At 61.6% G+C, this 17,251-nt stretch carries 18 protein-coding genes and 1 tRNA gene; 13 read left to right on the top strand and 6 right to left on the bottom strand.

Going from position 1 to position 17,251, the window contains the following annotated elements; genetic code table 11:
* Nucleotides 1-79 precede the first annotated feature (79 nt).
* On the bottom strand, nucleotides 80-481 hold the full coding sequence (gene rpoZ, locus NKH38_RS28890) for a DNA-directed RNA polymerase subunit omega (RefSeq protein WP_023670235.1): 402 nt from the start codon (nucleotides 479-481) through the stop codon (nucleotides 80-82).
* Between the two features lie 330 nt (nucleotides 482-811).
* Here rpoZ and NKH38_RS28895 point away from each other — a divergent pair, with 330 nt between their 5' ends.
* Together NKH38_RS28895 and NKH38_RS28900 are read left to right on the top strand one after the other, a co-directional pair.
* Nucleotides 812-1,393: a LabA-like NYN domain-containing protein gene (locus tag NKH38_RS28895; protein ID WP_023670234.1), complete on the top strand. Its 582-nt coding sequence runs from the start codon at nucleotides 812-814 to the stop codon at nucleotides 1,391-1,393.
* On the top strand, nucleotides 1,390-2,055 hold the full coding sequence (locus NKH38_RS28900; protein ID WP_023687282.1) for a uracil-DNA glycosylase: 666 nt from the start codon (nucleotides 1,390-1,392) through the stop codon (nucleotides 2,053-2,055). Before NKH38_RS28895 ends, NKH38_RS28900 begins: the two co-directional genes overlap by 4 nt.
* Before the next feature lie 266 nt (nucleotides 2,056-2,321).
* Here the strand turns inward: NKH38_RS28900 and NKH38_RS28905 are convergent, their stop codons facing one another.
* The 3 genes from NKH38_RS28905 to dapA all read right to left on the bottom strand — a co-directional run bounded on the left by NKH38_RS28905 (nucleotide 2,322) and on the right by dapA (nucleotide 4,498).
* A complete protein-coding gene (locus tag NKH38_RS28905) occupies nucleotides 2,322-3,029 on the bottom strand; it encodes a glycoside hydrolase family 25 protein (RefSeq protein WP_352763987.1) in 708 nt (235 codons plus the stop codon).
* Between the two features lie 82 nt (nucleotides 3,030-3,111).
* On the bottom strand, nucleotides 3,112-3,591 hold the full coding sequence (gene smpB, locus NKH38_RS28910; protein WP_023687280.1) for an SsrA-binding protein SmpB: 480 nt from the start codon (nucleotides 3,589-3,591) through the stop codon (nucleotides 3,112-3,114).
* 25 nt (nucleotides 3,592-3,616) lie between these two features.
* A complete protein-coding gene (dapA, locus tag NKH38_RS28915; RefSeq protein WP_023727558.1) occupies nucleotides 3,617-4,498 on the bottom strand; it encodes a 4-hydroxy-tetrahydrodipicolinate synthase in 882 nt (293 codons plus the stop codon).
* 278 nt (nucleotides 4,499-4,776) lie between these two features.
* Between dapA and NKH38_RS28920 the strand changes: the two genes are divergently transcribed.
* Both NKH38_RS28920 and NKH38_RS28925 read left to right on the top strand, forming a co-directional pair.
* A complete protein-coding gene (locus NKH38_RS28920; RefSeq protein WP_352763985.1) occupies nucleotides 4,777-6,810 on the top strand; it encodes a lytic transglycosylase domain-containing protein in 2,034 nt (677 codons plus the stop codon).
* A gap of 276 nt (nucleotides 6,811-7,086) precedes the next feature.
* Nucleotides 7,087-7,989, top strand: coding sequence for an alpha/beta fold hydrolase (locus tag NKH38_RS28925; protein WP_023731412.1), 903 nt, complete (start codon nucleotides 7,087-7,089; stop codon nucleotides 7,987-7,989).
* A gap of 59 nt (nucleotides 7,990-8,048) precedes the next feature.
* On the opposite strand, the gene NKH38_RS28930 is transcribed toward NKH38_RS28925, so the two are convergent.
* Together NKH38_RS28930 and NKH38_RS28935 are read right to left on the bottom strand one after the other, a co-directional pair.
* Complete coding sequence (locus NKH38_RS28930) at nucleotides 8,049-9,125, bottom strand: tyrosine-type recombinase/integrase (RefSeq protein ID WP_023731411.1); 1,077 nt, start codon at nucleotides 9,123-9,125, stop codon at nucleotides 8,049-8,051.
* Nucleotides 9,126-9,365: 240 nt separating this feature from the next.
* Complete coding sequence (locus tag NKH38_RS28935; protein ID WP_352904680.1) at nucleotides 9,366-10,580, bottom strand: porin; 1,215 nt, start codon at nucleotides 10,578-10,580, stop codon at nucleotides 9,366-9,368.
* A gap of 206 nt (nucleotides 10,581-10,786) precedes the next feature.
* Here NKH38_RS28935 and NKH38_RS28940 point away from each other — a divergent pair, with 206 nt between their 5' ends.
* The 9 genes from NKH38_RS28940 to NKH38_RS28980 all read left to right on the top strand — a co-directional run.
* A complete protein-coding gene (locus NKH38_RS28940; protein WP_352765741.1) occupies nucleotides 10,787-11,083 on the top strand; it encodes a hypothetical protein in 297 nt (98 codons plus the stop codon).
* Nucleotides 11,045-11,135, top strand: a tRNA-Ser gene (locus tag NKH38_RS28945). Before NKH38_RS28940 ends, NKH38_RS28945 begins: the two co-directional genes overlap by 39 nt.
* 271 nt (nucleotides 11,136-11,406) lie before the next feature.
* Nucleotides 11,407-11,649, top strand: coding sequence for a GIY-YIG nuclease family protein (locus tag NKH38_RS28950; RefSeq protein ID WP_023731409.1), 243 nt, complete (start codon nucleotides 11,407-11,409; stop codon nucleotides 11,647-11,649).
* A gap of 121 nt (nucleotides 11,650-11,770) precedes the next feature.
* Nucleotides 11,771-12,943 carry a porin gene (locus tag NKH38_RS28955; protein WP_023687273.1) on the top strand — a complete coding sequence of 391 codons (1,173 nt, stop codon included), beginning with the start codon at nucleotides 11,771-11,773 and terminating at the stop codon, nucleotides 12,941-12,943.
* 295 nt (nucleotides 12,944-13,238) lie between these two features.
* Complete coding sequence (locus tag NKH38_RS28960) at nucleotides 13,239-14,351, top strand: pyridoxal phosphate-dependent aminotransferase (protein ID WP_023731406.1); 1,113 nt, start codon at nucleotides 13,239-13,241, stop codon at nucleotides 14,349-14,351.
* 146 nt (nucleotides 14,352-14,497) lie between these two features.
* Nucleotides 14,498-14,788, top strand: coding sequence for an acylphosphatase (locus NKH38_RS28965; protein WP_023731405.1), 291 nt, complete (start codon nucleotides 14,498-14,500; stop codon nucleotides 14,786-14,788).
* A gap of 69 nt (nucleotides 14,789-14,857) precedes the next feature.
* The gene (locus NKH38_RS28970; protein ID WP_023731404.1) at nucleotides 14,858-15,514 is read left to right on the top strand and encodes a TetR/AcrR family transcriptional regulator; all 657 of its coding nucleotides are present in this window, start codon (nucleotides 14,858-14,860) and stop codon (nucleotides 15,512-15,514) included.
* 66 nt (nucleotides 15,515-15,580) lie between these two features.
* A complete protein-coding gene (locus NKH38_RS28975; protein ID WP_023731403.1) occupies nucleotides 15,581-16,744 on the top strand; it encodes an isovaleryl-CoA dehydrogenase in 1,164 nt (387 codons plus the stop codon).
* Between the two features lie 107 nt (nucleotides 16,745-16,851).
* Nucleotides 16,852-17,251: hypothetical protein (locus NKH38_RS28980; RefSeq protein WP_352904683.1), on the top strand; the 400-nt coding region annotated here is incomplete at its 3' end.

A 17,251-nucleotide genomic window follows, 5' to 3' on the forward strand; every position in this document is an offset into this window, starting at 1 on the left:
CGGCGCATCTCATAGATAGCCACGAAACTCACGGGACGGAAGTGCCGGAACCATATTCCCGGCAGGTCCAGGGCAGCGATTAGTAGTCGTCGCTCTTTTCCGGGGGAACCAGGCCCTCGATGCCGGCCAAAAGGTCTTCCTCGGTCATGCGATCGAAGGTGACGTTTTCTTCGGCGTCGTCGGCATCGGTAGCTGCAACTGCGTTGCCGGTCTGGTCGGCGATCGCCTCGCCGTCGGCCTCGGGCTCGTCGACCTCGACGTGCTTCTGCAGCGAGTGGATCAGATCTTCCTTGAGGTCGTCGGGCGACAGCGTCTCGTCGGCGATCTCGCGCAGCGCTACGACCGGGTTCTTGTCGTTGTCGCGGGGCACGGTGATCGGCGCGCCCTGGCTGATCTGGCGGGCACGGTGGCCGGCGAGCAGCACGAGCTCGAAGCGGTTGTCGACCTTGTCGATGCAGTCTTCAACGGTTACGCGGGCCATTGATTGCCCCTTTCATGCCTGGATTTGATGGAAAACAGGCGCGGTCCATAACCCGAACGCCGCCAAAATACAAGCATTATGGCGCCGTGGCCCCATGGGCTGGCGAATGCCAGTCTCTGGCGCCGGTGAATGCCTTGCCGGCAAAGCCCGCCTACCGGCGACGACACGGCTCCGATCACAATTGCTTGCAGTGCGCCCCGGCACCCTTGGATTGCCGTAAAACTGGCGCTATCTCGGTTGACGAAAGGTCAGCCGGTTTATTTACGAGCCGACCGATATAACGACCCATTTCGATTAGTCCGCCACCTATTTCGAAAAAGGAATATTGCCATGTTCGACCCCCGTGAAAAAATCGCTCTTTTCATAGACGGCGCCAATCTCTACGCCACCTCGCGCGCACTCGGCTTCGACATAGACTACCGCAAACTGCTGTCCAGCTTCCAGAAGCGCGGCTATTTGCTGCGCGCCTATTACTACACCGCTCTGGTCGAGGATCAGGAATACTCTTCGATCCGCCCTTTGATCGACTGGCTCGACTACAATGGCTTCAAGGTGGTGACCAAGCCGGCCAAGGAATTCACCGACTCGACCGGCCGCCGCAAGATCAAGGGCAATATGGACATCGAACTGACCGTCGATGCGCTCGAACTTGCCGATGTTGTCGACCACTATGTCATCTTCTCCGGCGACGGCGACTTCCGCACACTGGTCGAAGCGCTGCAGCGGCGCGGCCGCAAGGTCTCGATCGTCTCCACCATGGCCTCGCAACCACCGATGATCTCGGACGATCTGCGCCGCCAGGCCGACCATTTCATCGATTTGACCTCGCTGAAGAACGAGGTCGGCCGCGATCCCTCCGAACGGCCGGTGCGCAGGCCCGAGCCGGCCGAAGTCGAAGAGGAAGACTATTGACGGCGGCGGCCTTGGACGCCGCTCCCGAACCCGACCGCGACTGCCCGCTCTGCCCGCGCCTGCATGATTTCATCGCAGACTGGCGGCAACGCGAGCCGTCGTGGTTCAATGCGCCGGTGCCGACTTTCCTGCCGCCTGATGGCGAGGACGCCGTCGAGCTGCTGATCGTCGGGCTGGCGCCCGGCCTGCGCGGCGCCAACCGCACCGGGCGACCGTTCACCGGCGACTATGCCGGCGACCTGCTCTACTCAACGATGATCGCTCACGGTTTTGCCCGCGGCGAGTTCAAGGCGCGGCCGGATGACGGCTTGCAGTTGGTCGGCACCGCGATCACCAATGCGGTTCGCTGCGTGCCGCCGGAGAACAAGCCGGTCGGCGCCGAGATCGCCACTTGCCGCAGCTTCCTGGTGCCGACGATCGCGCGCTTTCCAAAATTGCGCGCCGTGCTGGCGCTGGGCTCGATCGCGCACCAGTCGACCGTCAGGGCGCTGGGCCAACGCGTCGCCGCCTATCCGTTCAAGCACGGCGGTCAGTTGCCGGCCGGCGGCGTCACGCTGTTTTCCAGCTATCACTGCTCGCGCTACAACACCAACACCGGTGTCTTGACGGAGACGATGTTCGTCAAGGTTTTCAGCGACATCGCCGAGTTCCTGCGCAATTAAGCCTTCAGAACCCAGCCAGCACGATCTTGCCCTTGGCTTGCCCGGGCGCGGATGACGAAGCTTGCCGAAAGGCAGGCACGACGAGACAGGCGCTCTCCAAAGCCTTGAGCGGCGACGGGAACCCGGAATTGCGACAATCATGAAAGTCCGGAAGCGCTCGGTCTGAAACCGACCTTCGTTAGCGCGCAGACTGGCCGGAACGCTGGGTAGGGCCGATCAGCGCCGCGATGTTTGGTTCCAATCTCGCGCCGGTCGAGCACGCCAGGTCAAGGCGCGGCAAACAACTCAGCCAGCTTCTCCTGCCCGCCCTTCAGCACATTCAGATCGACATCGCCGACGATGCCGTCGACGCGGCCCATATTGTGGTACTGCCAGTAGATCCAGTCGTTGCGACCTGGCTCCAGGAGCAACGAGCGACGCCAGAGCGGGCGAACGTCGATTTTCCCGGCATAGGCGTCCTCGGCCTCGTCGGTCAGGTAGATGATCGCCGGCTTGCCGAACGCAGCTTCAACCGGTCCGAGGAAGGCCTGGAGTTCCGCGCTCAGCTGCTCCGGCAACGGGCGTTGCGGGCAGTTGCCGCCGAATTCGATGTCGACGACCGGCGGCAGCAGCGGCTGGTCGTGCGGCACCACCGCGATGAAATTTTTCGCCTGGTCGGCGCCCGGCCGGCAGAAGGTGAAGAAGTGATAGGCGCCGACGGCAAGTCCGGCCGCGCGCGCCTCGCGCAGGTTTTTGGCGAAGGCATCGTCGACATGGTCGCCGCCCTCGGTCGCCTTGATGACCGCGAAGGCGACATCGTCGGCGGCAACGCGCCGCCAGTCGATCTCACCCTGATGATGGGAAACGTCGATACCCCTGACCGGATAGCTGTCACGATCCGGCGAGAACGTCCGGAAATAGAAGATGCCGCCTGCGGCGACGATGCCGGCGAAGACCAGACTGGCCGCACCCCAGAGGATGATCCGGTTCTTCAAGCCTTCCCCCGTCGTGTTTTGCTGTTGCAGCTGTTCGAAACTTGAAAGCCGATGTCTGGCTTTTCTGGGGCTGCCTGAGATTCTAGCCGCGTTCCTTCATGAGCCGGCCCTTTTCGCGCGACCAGTCGCGCTGCTTTTCGCTCTCGCGCTTGTCGTGCAGTTTCTTGCCGCGGCCGACGGCGAGCAGCAGCTTGGCACGGCCCTGGTCGTTGAAGTAGATTTTCAGCGGCACCAGCGTCATGCCTTCGCGGTCGATGCTCTGCGCCAGTTTTGCCATCTCGCGCTTGTTGAGCAGCAGCTTGCGGCGCCGCCTGGGCTCGTGGTTGAAGCGGTTGGCCTGCAGATATTCCGGCAGATAGGAGTTGATCAGCCAGATCTCGCCGCCCTCGACCGAGGCGTAGCTGTCCTGGATGTTGGCCTGACCCTGGCGCAACGACTTGACCTCGGTGCCGGTCAGCACAAGGCCGGCCTCGACCGTGTCGAGCACCTCATAGGAAAACCGCGCCTTGCGGTTTTCCGCAACGGTCTTGTTGTTGGGATCGGCTTTTCTGACCTGGTTCATGATGCGGAGAGGTGGCGCCTCATCCTTAATTTATCAAGCCGGCGTGCTTCATCGCCGCATCGATCTTCTCGGCGGTCGACGCCTCGATGGTCACCAGCGGCGAGCGCACCACGTTCTCGACCTTGCCAATCTTCGACAGCGCGTATTTGACGCCGCACAGGCCGGGCTCGAGGAAGATGGCCTTGTGCAGCGGCAGCAGACGGTCCTGCAATTCCAGCGCCTTGGCGCTGTCACCGGACAGTGTGGCTTCCTGGAATTCGGCGCACAGCCGCGGCGCGACATTCGACGTCACCGAGATGCAGCCGACACCGCCATGAGCGTTGAAGCCGAGGGCAGAGGCATCCTCACCTGAAAGCTGGATGAACTCCTTGCCGCAGGTGGCGCGCTGTTCGGACACGCGCTCGACCTTGCCGGTGGCATCCTTGACGCCGACGATGTTCTTGAAGTCGTGCGCCAGCCTGCCCATCGTCTCCGGCATCATGTCGATCACCGAGCGCGGCGGGATGTTGTAGATGATGATCGGCAGCTTGGTCGCCCTGGCGACGGCAGCGAAATGCTCGTACAAGCCGCGCTGTGTTGGCTTGTTGTAATAAGGCGTGACGACCAGAGCGGCGTCGGCGCCCGCCTGCTCGGCGTACTGCACCAGACCGACCGCTTCAGCGGTGTTGTTGGAGCCGGCGCCGGCGACGACCGGAGCGCGGCCCTTGGCCACATCGATGCAGACCTTGACGACATGGCGATGCTCGTCATGCGACAGCGTCGGCGACTCTCCGGTGGTGCCGACCGGGACGAGGCCCGTCGTGCCCTCGCCAAGTTGCCATTCGACGAAGGCGCGAAAGGCTTTCTCGTCGAAACGTCCGCTCTTTTCGAACGGCGTCACGAGCGCAGTAAGCGAGCCTCTCAGCATGTCGTCCAACTCCTTGGAACTTGTTTGTTTATGCATGTCGTCGTCCCAAAACCGGTTCCCGCTTTTGGGCGACATGCATCGGGCGCCTTCTAGCCGAAAGCGAAGCCGCGCACCATAGTCTCGACACTGTTGCGCGGCAAGCATGCCGATGGTGCCAGCAAGCGCAATTCGAACGGCCTCGATAACCCTTTGTTTACGAGCTCTTCACGACCTAAGTCTAGGCTCTCGGGCACCTGGGCTTGCCATCTAAAGTGCCGCAACAGGGAAAGATCAGGATCATGCCGGCCGGTCGGCCACTCCGCTTCATATTGCTTGGCGCCGTTGCCCTGCTGATAGTGGGAACGGCGGCAAACGAGAGCGTCGACGAGCAGACGACCTCATCGATCCCGATGCCTGACATGCAAGATGGAGCGCAGACCGATGCGCCCTCCGCCAATATCGCCGTGTTGAAAGGCAGTCTCGACGCGTTGGCGACCGGCGATATCGCCGCGGCACGAGCGGTGCGCGAAACATTGCCGGCCAGTTCGCTGGACCGCCATATCCTGGCCTGGGCGATCGCGCTCTATGGCGGCGACCGTGTGCCGAGCAGCGAGATTGCCGATACCGCAAAGATGTTGCCGAATTGGCCCGGCACCATCGCTCTGCGCAAGAACAGCGAGCGCGCGCTTTATCGCGAGAACCCCTCGCCGCAGACCGTGGTGAAAGCCTTTGACGGCAGCCAGCCGCTGACCTTTCAAGGCGTGGTCATCCTTGCCCGTTCTTATGTAGCTCTTGGCAACACCAAGGCTGCGCTTTCCGTGCTGTCGCCATTCTGGCGCACCGAGAAGCTGGAAGCCAGGGACGAGGCGGCCGTCAGCAAGGAGTTTGGCGCCATCATTCCGGCTGCCGACCATCGTTTCCGCATGGAACGGATGTTTTATGCCGACCGGGAGAATTCGGCACTGCGGGTCGCAGCACTTGCCGGCGCGCAACCGCTGGCCGATGCCTGGGCCGCCGCCTCGCGTGGCGACAAGAACGCGGCCAAGCTGTTGAAAGCGGTGCCTGCCGCGCAGCAATCGGCCGGCTATTTCTTCGCGCAAGCCGAATATCTGCGCAAGCAGCGGAAGTTTGCGGACGCCGCCGCGGTGATGATGAAAGCGCCAACGAGCCGCGACGCGCTGGTCGATCCCGATGCCTGGTGGGTCGAGCGCCGCGTGCTGTCGCGCGCACTGGTCGACCAGGGCGACTGGAAGACCGCCTACAAGATCGTTGCCGCGCATGCCGCCGAAAGCCCCGCCAGCGCCGCCGAGGCCGAATTCCACGCCGGCTGGTATGCGTTGCGCGGCCTTAACGATCCTGCGACGGCCTCGACCCATTTTGCCCGCATCGCCGATCTCGCGCAGGGACCGATGTCGCTGTCACGCGCCTATTACTGGCTTGGCCGCGCGGCGGAAGTCGGCGGTCCCGGCAATGCGAAGGATTATTTCACCAAGGCGGCAGCCTATGGCACCACTTTCTACGGGCAGTTGGCGGCGGAACGGGTTGGCTTGCGCACGCTGAACATCGTCTATCCCGAGCCAAGCACTGCCGACCGCCAAAGCTTTGACGGCCGCGAAGCCGTCAGCGCCATCAAGCGGCTGCAGGAGGCGGGCTACGACCGCTATGCCGAGACGCTTTACCGCGACCTCGCCGGGCAGTTGACCAGCCCCGGCGAGCTGGCGCTGCTTGCGGTGCTGGCGGAAAAGCAGGGCAATCATTTCATGGCGCTGAAGATCGGCAAGATCGCCGGCGCGCGCGGCATCGATGTCGGCGCGCTGTCGCATCCGCTGGGCGTCATTCCCGACACCGCCGACATATCCGGCTCGGGCAAGGCGCTGGCCTATGCGATCGCCCGCCAGGAAAGCGAATTCAATGTCGGCGCCGTCTCCAGCGCCGGCGCGCGCGGCCTGCTGCAGCTGATGCCGGGCACCGCCAAGCAATTGGCGAAGAAGGCAGGACTGAGCTTTTCCCAGGATCGGCTGACCAGCGATGCCGGTTACAATGCGACGCTGGGGGCTGCCTTCCTTGGCGAGCAGCTCGACCGCTTCGGCGGCTCCTATGTGCTGACCTTCGCCGGCTACAATGCCGGCCCTAACCGCGCCAGCCAATGGGTAGCCAAGTACGGCGACCCGCGCGGCAAGGGCATCGACGCCGTCGTCGACTGGATCGAGCGAATTCCCTACACCGAAACAAGAAGTTACGTGCAGCGCGTGATGGAGAATTACGAGGTCTACAAGATGCGCATTTCGGGGAAGTACGATATCGTTGGGGATTTGGTGAACGGAAGAGGCTGAGGCCGCAGAGCTGTCGCCACGGGCAGACGTTGGCGATCCTTCGCGCCCCCCTTGCCGGCCATCTCCCCCACGAGTGGGGAGATCAGCTGTCATTGCCGATTTCGCCGATCTCCAACGTCGAAGGAAGGGCGTAGCGCCTGAACCGCCAATCTCCCCCCTCGTGGGGGAGATGTCTGGCATTTCCAAGAGTGTCAGCTTGCCGACAACCCTCGATTTGACCGCTCCCACCCTCGCCTGTAGCAGACGGAGACAATCCGGACAGGGAGTCCTTTTAATATGTCGAGCACCGACGGCTTCTCCGACTTTTTCTACACCGCGCCGGACGGGCTCAAGCTTCACGCCCGCGTCTATGGCGAGACCAATTCGGCAGACTGGCAGGTCGTTTGCCTGCCCGGCCTGACCCGCAACGCGCGCGATTTCCATGAGCTGGCGCTTTATCTGTCGCAGCGAACCGACAATCCGCGCAAGGTCATCGCCTTCGACTACCGTGGCCGCGGCCAGTCCGCTTACGATCCTGATATCTGCCACTACAATGTCGGCATCGAAGCCGGCGATGTCCTCGCCGGACTGGCCGCTCTGAACGTCGAGGAAGCGGCCTTTATCGGCACATCGCGCGGCGGGCTGATCATCCACGTGCTCGGCGCGCTGCGGCCGGCCGCGCTGAAAGCCATCGTGCTGAACGACATCGGACCGGTGATCGAGGCCGCGGGGCTCGCCTATATCCAAACCTATCTCGACCCGGCACCGAAACCGAAGAGCCGCGCTGAGGCGATCGATGCCCAACGCGTCGCGCACGGCGCGGATTTTCCCGCTCTGACCGCAGCGGATTGGGAGCGGATGGTGTCGGCCCTCTACCGCGAGACGGACGAAAGCCTCCTGCTGCCGGATTTCGACACGCAGCTGGTCGAGACGGTGGCGGGCCTCGACCTCAGCAAGCCGTTGCCGGATCTGTGGCCGCAGTTCGAGGCGCTGGCGGCCATACCTTTGCTTGCCATTCGCGGCGCCAACTCGAAACTCCTGTCGGCCGACACACTCGACGAGATGCAAAAGCGTCATTCCGGCATGGAAGCGATCACCGTCGAGGGCCAGGGCCATGCGCCCTTCCTGGAGACAGGCAACCTGCCGGGCGCTATCGCGACCTTCCTGGATGGAGTACCAAATGCGGCCCAGAAAAAGTAAACCCCAAGATCAAAGATGATCCTGGGGTTGCCGAGGCAGTATATGAAAGCCTTGGGTAACTATTTGGCTTTCGAGCTTTTCCGGGGCGCCTTGGGTGCCTTCGCCGCTGCCGCTTTACTTTTTTGAGCAGGCGCTGGCACTGAGGCCGTGGTCAGCGGCGATGCGAAGGCCGAGCTTTTTCCATCGCCGGATAACCCCTCGCCGCGGGGCGTTTCCAGCACGACAACGCAGCCGTCGAGATCGTTGGTGGCCAGATGCGCATAGCGCATGGTCATCGAAAGCGTCTGGTGGCCGAGCCACATCTGCACGCGGCGGATGTCGATGCCGCCCTGGACCAGACGCGAGGCACAGGTGTGACGCAAGATGTGCGGAACCACCTGGTCGTCGGCGCCGAGACCGACTTCGGCCTTGGCATCGTTCCAGATCGCGCGAAATTGTGCCTGGCTGAGTTTGGTGAACGGACCCTTGGGCCGGCGGCCCTCTGACGGGGGCAGTTTGATCACCTCTTTGACCCGCTCGGTCATCGGGATGGTGCGGCTGCGGCCGGATTTGGTGATCCAGAACGAGACGCGATGTTCCTGGATATCGTTCCAGATCAGTCCGAGCCCCTCGCCGAGACGGCATCCGGTGTCCACGAGAAAGCACGAAAGACGGTAGGCGTCTTCGCTGCGGGTCCTGATGGCGGCGAACAGCCTTGCTTCTTCGTCCCTTTCGAGGAAACGAATTCGTCCCGCCCGCTCCTTCTGGCGGCGGAACTCGGGCAGGCTGTGGATATCCCCCATCTTGTAAGCCTTGCGCAGCAGTTTGCTGAGGGCAGCCATCTTTCGATTGATGGTTGCGTTGCTGTTGCCGCGCTGGCGCAAGGTGCCGATAAGATTGTCCAGGGTGCTCTGGTCGAAGGCGCTGAACCGTTCTCCGAGGAGAATCTCGTCTATTTCGCCGATGAAGGAGCTGACATTGTATTTATGTCGCCCATCATCCCAGAGTATGTCTCGGTACGCTGAAAAAAGCTCTCGGACCCGGTGCGACTTTACTTCTCTAATCTTGTTGTAGCTGTATTTTATCTTCGCATTTTGAGAAGAGAACATTGAGAAATGTTCGGAGGGGTCGCCCTCTTGTATCGCGTCGCTGGTCATAAATTGCCACACCCCCGAGTGGATAGAGTCAGACCTACCCGCTTGGAAGCGTCCTTTCAAGAGATTTAATCACGCAGTTGTGAATTCATCCGCCCATCAGCGGATCCCACGAACGCACCCTACGGACTGTTCAGCTGCCGATTCCCCCTGTTCCTTCTGCTTGTCTTGTCCAGTCACGAAACAAAAACAGCCCGGGCGTTTATGCGCCCGGGCTGGTATTCACTTGCCTAAAGCCAGACCTTAGAACGAGCGCTGGAAGCGGAGCATGCCGCCGATGGCGTCGTCGCCATCAGTAATACCGGTCCAGTTGTGGTTCGTGCCAAGGGTATCGACCTCATCGATCTTGCCTGCATTGACGTAGTCAACTTCGGCAGTGATCGTGAACCCAGGAACGACGTCGTAGGCGATGTTGGCTGCGATGCCGAGGTTTTCACCTTCGTCATACGAAACCTGAGCGTTGAACGAGGTCTTCTCGTTGATGGTGTAGGTGCCACCACCCCAGACTGCCCAGTTGCCATCCCACGGCTTGTAGAAGCCGCGGCCGCCGGCCGGGAACGCGTAGCCCGTATCCGTCAGGTTGTCGTCGGTGCCGTAGCCGCCCATGATGAAGAGCGACAGGTTCTGCATCGGGGTGATGTCCAAACGAACCTTGCCGGAGACTTCTTCATAGTTGCTGTCGTAAGCGACGACGCCGGTGATGGCGCCCCAGCCCTGCGTGTACTTCAAGCCGCCGACGACATGCGGAACGTAGCTGTCGATCGTGCCCACGCCGTAGGAACCGGGAGTACCGCCGCCCGCGCCTTCTTCGAGCGAGATCACGGCCGAGAAGCCGTTGCCCGCATCGAAATAGTACTGGATGACGTTGGTGTCGAAGTCGCCGTAGGGAACCAGCGTATCCTGAATGACGTTGCCGGCGTAGCCGATGAACGTGTTGAAGGCCGATTCGTCCTTACCGACGCGCAGGCCACCGAGCTGGATCCAGGCGAAGTTCAGCGAGACAGTGTCGCCGTTGCCAGCAGCATTGGGCGAGCCAAAGAGGGGGCCGGCTCCGTCCGGATCGAAGCCCGAATCACGGTTGTTGTTCTGGAAGTTGAAGCGGGTCTCGGTGTAGGTCTTCAAGGTGCCGAGCTCGGTTTCCTGGCCGGTCCAGGTCTTCAGCGAGAAACGGGCGTGCTTGAACCAGGTGTCGTTGCTGCCACCGTCCTCAACGTCGGCAGACGTCGCACCGTCGAACGAGCCGACGTCGCCGGCGCCGATATCGTAGCGGATATAGCCGCCGATGCGCAGGCAGGTTTCGGTGCCGGGGATGTAGAAGTAGCCCGAGCCGTAAACGTCGCAAATCTTGACGTATTCAGCCGGTTCCGGCTCGGCGACGACGACGGCGTCGGCGGCGCGCGCACCGGAAACTGCGATCAGGGCCGCAGCGGAGCCGAGAAGAAGGCTCTTAATGTTCATTTTCTGACCTCCAGTCAAAAGTTAAAAAACGGGTCTGGGTATTCTTTGCTGAAGGACAGCGTTCCCTGCCCCATCCCCACTACCGAAAAAGATGCGCACCGCGCCGCTCCTTCGAAATCGACATTACCCATGAGGCGGCGGCGTTCAACCACGATCGTACGGGCGAAAGGGCTGTGCGGACGCTATCCCCCGGCGTTGTTGCACAAATGACACGATTTGGCCTCAGTCAGAAAGCTCTCATTAACTATCGAAGGGCCTGCAAGCCTTATCCAGCGCCGCGCAATGTGGCCGAATCCGGCGATGGCCGGCCGGAATTGCGGCCATGTCGCCGACTCGCCAGCCAGGGAACTGCCGTAGAATCGCCGCATGCAAAACGCGCCGCTGCGGCGGAATGCGGATTTTTCAACGATTATCGCGCCGGCTTGTTGATTGTGCCGGCGCTTTTCTCTATCCAGCGGCGCAACGGAGAGGTGGCCGAGTGGTCGAAGGCGCTCCCCTGCTAAGGGAGTAGAGGTCAAAAGCTTCTCGTGGGTTCGAATCCCATCCTCTCCGCCATCCTGCTTCGCTCTTCGAGCTTCGCAGGACAAGCCCAACCCTCAGCGCGAAGCAGGATGGCGGAGAGGATGCCCTCCGAAGCCTTGGCGTAGGAGGGCCGGACCGTGTGGTGTGCTACGTGCCGCACAGCGTAAGCCCAGAGAACCCCTTGCAAAATTCGATTGGCAGTCCTGCTTCGCTCTTCGAGCTTCGCAGGACAAGCCCAACCCTCAGCGCGAAGCAAGATGGCGGAGAGGATGCCCTCCGAAGCCCCGGCAAAGGAGAGCAGCTCATGTGGTATGTGTATCTTCTGGAGAGTACGGCTGCGGAAGGCGAACGCTATATCGGCATAACGAAGGACCTGAAACGACGGCTTGTCGAGCACAATGCGGGGAAATCCAGCCATACATCCAAGTTTCTGCCGTGGCGGATCGTCACCTATATGGCCTTTTCGAACCAGGCCAAGGCAGCTTCATTCGAGCGCTATCTCAAATCCGGTTCAGGGCATGCTTTCGCAAACAAGCGCCTGTGGTGATGGCCGCATCACCCGCAGCAAAGTCCATTTTTCAATAAACCTCAACAATAACAACTGATTACAGCGAAAACGCCTGTCGCCGGCTTCACTGTCTTGTTCGATTCTGACTGGAGGTCAGAAAATGAACATTAAGAGCCTTCTCCTCGGCTCCGCTGCGGCCTTGATCGCAGTTTCCGGTGCGCGCGCCGCCGACGCCGTCGTCGTCGCCGAGCCGGAACCGGCTGAATACGTCAAGATCTGCGACGTCTACGGCGCCGGCTACTTCTACATTCCCGGCACCGAAACCTGCCTGCGCATTGGCGGCTATGTCCGTTACGACATCGGTGCCGGCGACGTCGGCTCGTTCGACGGTGCGAGGTCCTTCGACCATAAGGATGGCGACGAGCAGGACACCTTCTACAAGAACGCCCGCTTCACGCTGAAGACCTGGACCGGCCAGGAAACCGAACTCGGCACCTTGAAGACCTACACCGAGACCCGCTTCAACTTCGGCAATCGTAACGGCTATCCGTCGGCAGACGATCCGGCGACGGAAGCAGACGAGTTCAACTCCAACCCTGCCGGCAACAAGAACGTTTCGCTGAACTTCGCCTGGATCCAGCTCGGTGGTCTGCGCGTCGGTAAAGACGAATCGGCCTTCGACACGTTCATCGGCTACGCCGGCAACGTCCTTCAGGATACGCTCGTTCCCTACGGCGACTTCGACACCAACGTCGTCCAGTACTACTTCGATGCGGGCAACGGCTTCTCGGCCGTCGTCTCTCTCGAAGAAGGCTCGGGCTTCGACACCATCGACAGCTACGTTCCGCATGTCGTCGGCGGCGTGAAGTACACGCAGGGCTGGGGCGCCATCACCGGCGTCGTCGCTTATGACAGCAACTATGAAGAAGTCGCCGGCAAGGTTCGGTTGGACATCACCCCGATGCAGAACCTGTCGCTGTTCATCATGGGCGGCTACGGCACCGACGACAATTTGACGGACTCGAGCTATGCGATCGACGCCGGCGGCCGCGGCTTCTACAAGCAGTGGGGCGGCAACTGGGCATTCTGGGGTGGCGGCACCTACACCATCAACGAGAAGACCTCGTTCAACGCCCAGGTCTCGTATGACGAATGGAAGAATCTCGGCGTCGCCGCCAACATCGCCTACGACGTTGTTCCCGGCTTCACGGTCACGGCCGAAGTCGACTACCTCAACGCAGGCAAGTTCGACGACGCCAACTTCTCCAACTTCACCAACGCCGACAAGAAGAGCAGCATTGGCGGCCTGCTGCGCTTCCAGCGCTCGTTCTAACAGGCTCTGACTGGCTCAAAATCGAACCCGGCGGGCAACCGCCGGGTTTTTCTTTTTGAAGCATCCGTCGCCATAGTCATTGGCTGCAGTTTGAAGCATCCGTCGCCATAGTCATTGGCTGCAGTGCTGGCCTTCAAAAGGTTGCCGCCTACCGGCAGTCAGGTCGTAGAGCGTGGCCACCCGCGCCGATTTCATCCCGGGCGTCATGGCCGCTATTTCCAGCCGCGCCAGAACTTGCGCCGTCCTATCGGGCACGCTAGCAAGAAGGCCCCTCTTCTCGTCGTGAGCCTTTGCCATGCGCCAGCGCCCTGCCCTCACGCCGCTTGTCGGCGCACTCCCCTCGACGGTGCCGTTTGTCGGCCCGGAGGCGCAGGAGCGCGAGCGCGGCCGCGCGTTTCGCGCCCGCATCGGCGCCAATGAGAGCAGTTTCGGGCCTTCACCGCGCGTTATCGCCCGCATGGAGAGCGTCGCGCGTGACCAGTGGATGTATTGCGATCCCGACAATTACGATCTGAAGCAGGCCACCGCCCGCCATCTCGGGGTCGGCGCCGAAAACGTCGTGGTCGGCGAAGGCATAGACGGGCTGCTCAGCCTGGTGGCGCGCATGTATGTGGCGCCCGGCGACGCGGTGGTCACCTCGCTCGGTGCCTATCCGACCTTCAATTTCCACATTGCCGGCGTCGGCGGCCGGCTGGTCACGGTGCCTTACGAGAACGACAAGGAAAGTCTGGACGAACTGCTTAAGGCAGTTATCAAGGATAAGGCGCCGCTGGTCTATCTCTCCAATCCGGACAATCCGATGGGCAGTTGGTGGGAAGCAGGAGATATCACCCGCTTTGTCGAAGCGTTGCCGGAAACCACCATGCTGGTGCTCGACGAGGCCTATGGCGAGTTGGGACCGGCCTCGGCGCTGCCGCCGATCGATGTCGCGCGGCCCAACGTCATCCGCATGCGCACCTTCTCCAAGGCATACGGGCTGGCCGGCATTCGCTGCGGCTATGCGGTGGCCGAGGCTGAGGTGATCCGCGATTTCGAGAAGATCCGCAACCATTACGGCGTCAGCCGCATGGCGCAGATCGCCGGCGTCGAGGCGCTGGCCGACCAGGACTGGCTGCACAGCGTGGTGGCGCGAGTCGCTGCCGGCCGCACACGTATAGCCGGGACTGCGGAGACGAACGGGCTGAAGCCGCTGCCATCGGCGACCAATTTCGTCACCATCGATTGCGGCAAGGACGGCGCCTTCGCGCTGAAAGTGCTGCAAAATCTTTTGTCGCGCGACGTGTTCATTCGCAAACCGATGGCGCCAGGGCTCGACCGTTGCATAAGGGTCAGCGTCGGCCTCGATCATGAGCTCGACATCTTTGCCGAGGAACTGCCCGGCGCACTCGCCGCGGCGCGGGGAAACTAGCCCGGCCGATTGCCGTCGCGACACGGCCTGCCGACGCCGCCAAAAGCCACGATAAAATCAGCCGAGTCCCCGGCTTCCGTCGATCCAACAACAATCCAACCGTTCAAGGCTGTTGCTTTCGTCCAATCCCGCGCCAGTTCTTGAGCATGGGAGATAACGACCGGCAAAAGGCGGTGCAGGCGCGCGTGCATGGTAAGGTGCAAGGCGTCGGCTACCGGATGTGGGCGCGACGCGAAGCGATAGGGCTTGGCCTCGTAGGTTGGGTACGCAATGAACGAGACGGCACGGTGACGGCCTCGATTGCCGGTGCCGATGCTGCGGTTTCCACAATGATCGAACGGCTCCGGCAAGGGCCAAGGGGAGCTTCGGTTTCGAAGGTCGAGATCGAAGAATTCGAACTCCTCGACGCGCCCATCGACTTTCGGATCATTGCCTAGACGGAACCACTTTATTGCCGCTTGAATTAATTGAACGTTCGTTTTATTAGTAAATATCGGGAGACGATCATGGCACGCACAACGGGATCCGATGGCGAAAAGACTGAAGCGGCCGTCCGCGAGGCAGCGGTCAGCCTGATCGCCCGCTTCGGCTACGAGGCGATGTCGATGCGGCAGCTTGCCGCCGAGGTCGGCGTCCAGGCCGCCGCGCTCTACCGCTATTTTCCGACCAAGGAAGACCTGCTGTTCACGCTTATGCGCGAACATATGGAAGGGCTGATCGAAGCGTGGGACGCCGCACGCCCCGATGCCGCCGATCCGGCAACGCGGCTTGCCGCCTATGTCGAAAACCACATCGCTTTCCACATCGAGCGCCGCCACTGCACCCATGTCTCGAACATGGAATTGCGCAGCCTGTCACATGACCGGCTGACGCAGATCCTTCGCATGCGCACCGCCTATGAGAAGGAGTTGCGCGCCATCCTGCGCGACGGCGCGGAGGCCGGCGCCTTCAGTGTCGATGACACCGGGCTCACTGCCATGGCCCTGATCCAGATGATGACCGGCGTCATCGTCTGGTTCCGGCCGGGCGAGCGGCTGTCGATGGCTGAAGTCACGGCGACATATCTTTCAATGACAATGCGCCTGGTTGGCGCGAAGATCGACGGCAAGACTTACAGCGCCGCGCGTCCCTTCGGACGCGCAAAGGACGCTGTATCATTTTGATTTCGCGCATGATCCTTTCCGAAAATCGAAGTCGATTTTCGGGGTCATGCGGCAGGAGGGAACGGCATGTACACGAACACACTCAGCTTCGGGCATGACGAGGACATCGAGGCGCTGCGCGATCTGGTGCGCCGCTTTGCCCAGGAGAAAATAGCGCCGATCGCTGCCGAGATCGACCGCAGCAATCAATTCCCCACGCATCTGTGGAAAGAGCTCGGCGCGCTCGGCCTTCTCGGCATCACCGCCGATCCCGATTTCGGCGGCAGCGGCATGGGCTATCTTGCCCACGTCATTGCGGTGGAAGAGATTTCGCGCGCCTCGGGCTCGGTTGGTCTCTCCTACGGCGCCCATTCGAACCTCTGCGTTAACCAGATCAACCGCTGGGCGACGCCGGCGCAGAAGGAGAAATTCCTGCCGGCATTGTGCTCGGGCGAAAGGGCAGGTGCGCTGGCCATGTCGGAATCGGGCGCCGGCTCCGACGTCGTCTCGCTCAAGCTGCGCGCCGAAAAGCGCAAAGACCGCTATGTGCTCAACGGCTCGAAAATGTGGATCACCAACGGCCCCGACGCCGAAACGCTGGTGGTCTACGCCAAGACCGATCCGGAGCGGAAATCGCACGGCATCACCGCCTTCATCGTCGAAAAGACGATGGCCGGCTTCTCGGCATCGCCAAAGCTCGACAAGCTCGGCATGCGCGGCTCCAACACCGGCGAACTGGTGTTCGACAATGTCGAGGTTCCCTACGACAATGTGCTGCATGAGGAAGGCCGCGGCGTTGAGGTGCTGATGTCGGGCCTCGACTACGAGCGCACCGTGCTCGCCGGCGGCCCGCTCGGGCTGATGGCGGCGAGCCTCGATGTCGCCATCCCCTATGTGCATGAGCGCAAGCAGTTCGGCCAGCCGATCGGGGAGTTCCAGCTGGTACAGGGCAAGCTCGCCGACATGTATTCGACGATGAATGCCGCGCGCGCTTACGTTTATGCTGTCGCGGCTTCCTGCGATCGCGGCCAGACGACACGCAAGGATGCCGCCGGCTGCGTGCTGTTTGCCGCGGAAAAGGCGACGCTGATGGCGCTCGACGCCATCCAGCTGCTTGGCGGCAACGGGTATACCAACGAGTATCCGACCGGCCGGCTGTTGCGCGACGCCAAGCTCTACGAGATCGGCGCCGGCACCAGCGAAATCCGCCGCTGGCTGATCGGGCGCGAGATCATGGCGGAAGGGGTTTAGTGCCTGCCAAGATGGCAGGCTGTAGTTTTGCGGGTATCGAGAGACAAGTAGGGCGATAGATGGTTACGTCATCGGGGCATCCAGTCACAAGGCGGGGGATATTTGCGATGGCTTTGTTTTCCATAATCGCTGGCTTTCTCGGGCGCGCGAAGGCTCAGAAGCGTCGCTTTTCTAATATGGCGGAATTCAGAGAGCTCGTAATTGCCGAATTCAAACGGCAGCCGGGTGTCGATAGCGCTGTCGCAGACCCATCGGATCCTGCAAAAATCGGTGCAAAACTCGATGGCGCAGAAGTGACGGCAGACGTCACAAACGTGTTCGGGCACTTGAACTCATACCCCGACGAAGACGCCGATGCGGCCATACGCAGGCTTGTCCGAGGCATCGCCGAAATACGACCTAGGTGTTTGATCCCAGGCTTTGATGGTGCATACTTTTCGTCCGAATCAAAGGATGCGCTATGGGCCAGGTTCTTCATGGGAGCGCCACGACGACAGAGGCGATCCG

It is taken from the genome of Mesorhizobium sp. M1078 (assembly GCF_040318615.1).
Taxonomy (GTDB): Bacteria; Pseudomonadota; Alphaproteobacteria; order Rhizobiales; family Rhizobiaceae; genus Mesorhizobium.

Excerpts from the sequence above, each read along its gene's own strand:
- NKH38_RS28950 (WP_023731409.1), top strand. The coding sequence starts at position 11,407 with ATGTGGTATGTGTATCTTCTGGAGAGTACGGCTGCGGAAGGCGAACGC.
- NKH38_RS28960 (WP_023731406.1), top strand. The coding sequence starts at position 13,239 with ATGCGCCAGCGCCCTGCCCTCACGCCGCTTGTCGGCGCACTCCCCTCG.
- NKH38_RS28930 (WP_023731411.1), bottom strand. The coding sequence starts at position 9,125 with ATGACCAGCGACGCGATACAAGAGGGCGACCCCTCCGAACATTTCTCA.
- NKH38_RS28935 (WP_352904680.1), bottom strand. The coding sequence starts at position 10,580 with ATGAACATTAAGAGCCTTCTTCTCGGCTCCGCTGCGGCCCTGATCGCA.
- dapA (WP_023727558.1), bottom strand. The coding sequence starts at position 4,498 with ATGCTGAGAGGCTCGCTTACTGCGCTCGTGACGCCGTTCGAAAAGAGC.
- rpoZ (WP_023670235.1), bottom strand. The coding sequence starts at position 481 with ATGGCCCGCGTAACCGTTGAAGACTGCATCGACAAGGTCGACAACCGC.
- NKH38_RS28970 (WP_023731404.1), top strand. The coding sequence starts at position 14,858 with ATGGCACGCACAACGGGATCCGATGGCGAAAAGACTGAAGCGGCCGTC.
- NKH38_RS28975 (WP_023731403.1), top strand. The coding sequence starts at position 15,581 with ATGTACACGAACACACTCAGCTTCGGGCATGACGAGGACATCGAGGCG.
- smpB (WP_023687280.1), bottom strand. The coding sequence starts at position 3,591 with ATGAACCAGGTCAGAAAAGCCGATCCCAACAACAAGACCGTTGCGGAA.
- NKH38_RS28965 (WP_023731405.1), top strand. The coding sequence starts at position 14,498 with ATGGGAGATAACGACCGGCAAAAGGCGGTGCAGGCGCGCGTGCATGGT.
- NKH38_RS28940 (WP_352765741.1), top strand. The coding sequence starts at position 10,787 with ATGACACGATTTGGCCTCAGTCAGAAAGCTCTCATTAACTATCGAAGG.
- NKH38_RS28920 (WP_352763985.1), top strand. The coding sequence starts at position 4,777 with ATGCCGGCCGGTCGGCCACTCCGCTTCATATTGCTTGGCGCCGTTGCC.
- NKH38_RS28895 (WP_023670234.1), top strand. The coding sequence starts at position 812 with ATGTTCGACCCCCGTGAAAAAATCGCTCTTTTCATAGACGGCGCCAAT.
- NKH38_RS28925 (WP_023731412.1), top strand. The coding sequence starts at position 7,087 with ATGTCGAGCACCGACGGCTTCTCCGACTTTTTCTACACCGCGCCGGAC.
- NKH38_RS28955 (WP_023687273.1), top strand. The coding sequence starts at position 11,771 with ATGAACATTAAGAGCCTTCTCCTCGGCTCCGCTGCGGCCTTGATCGCA.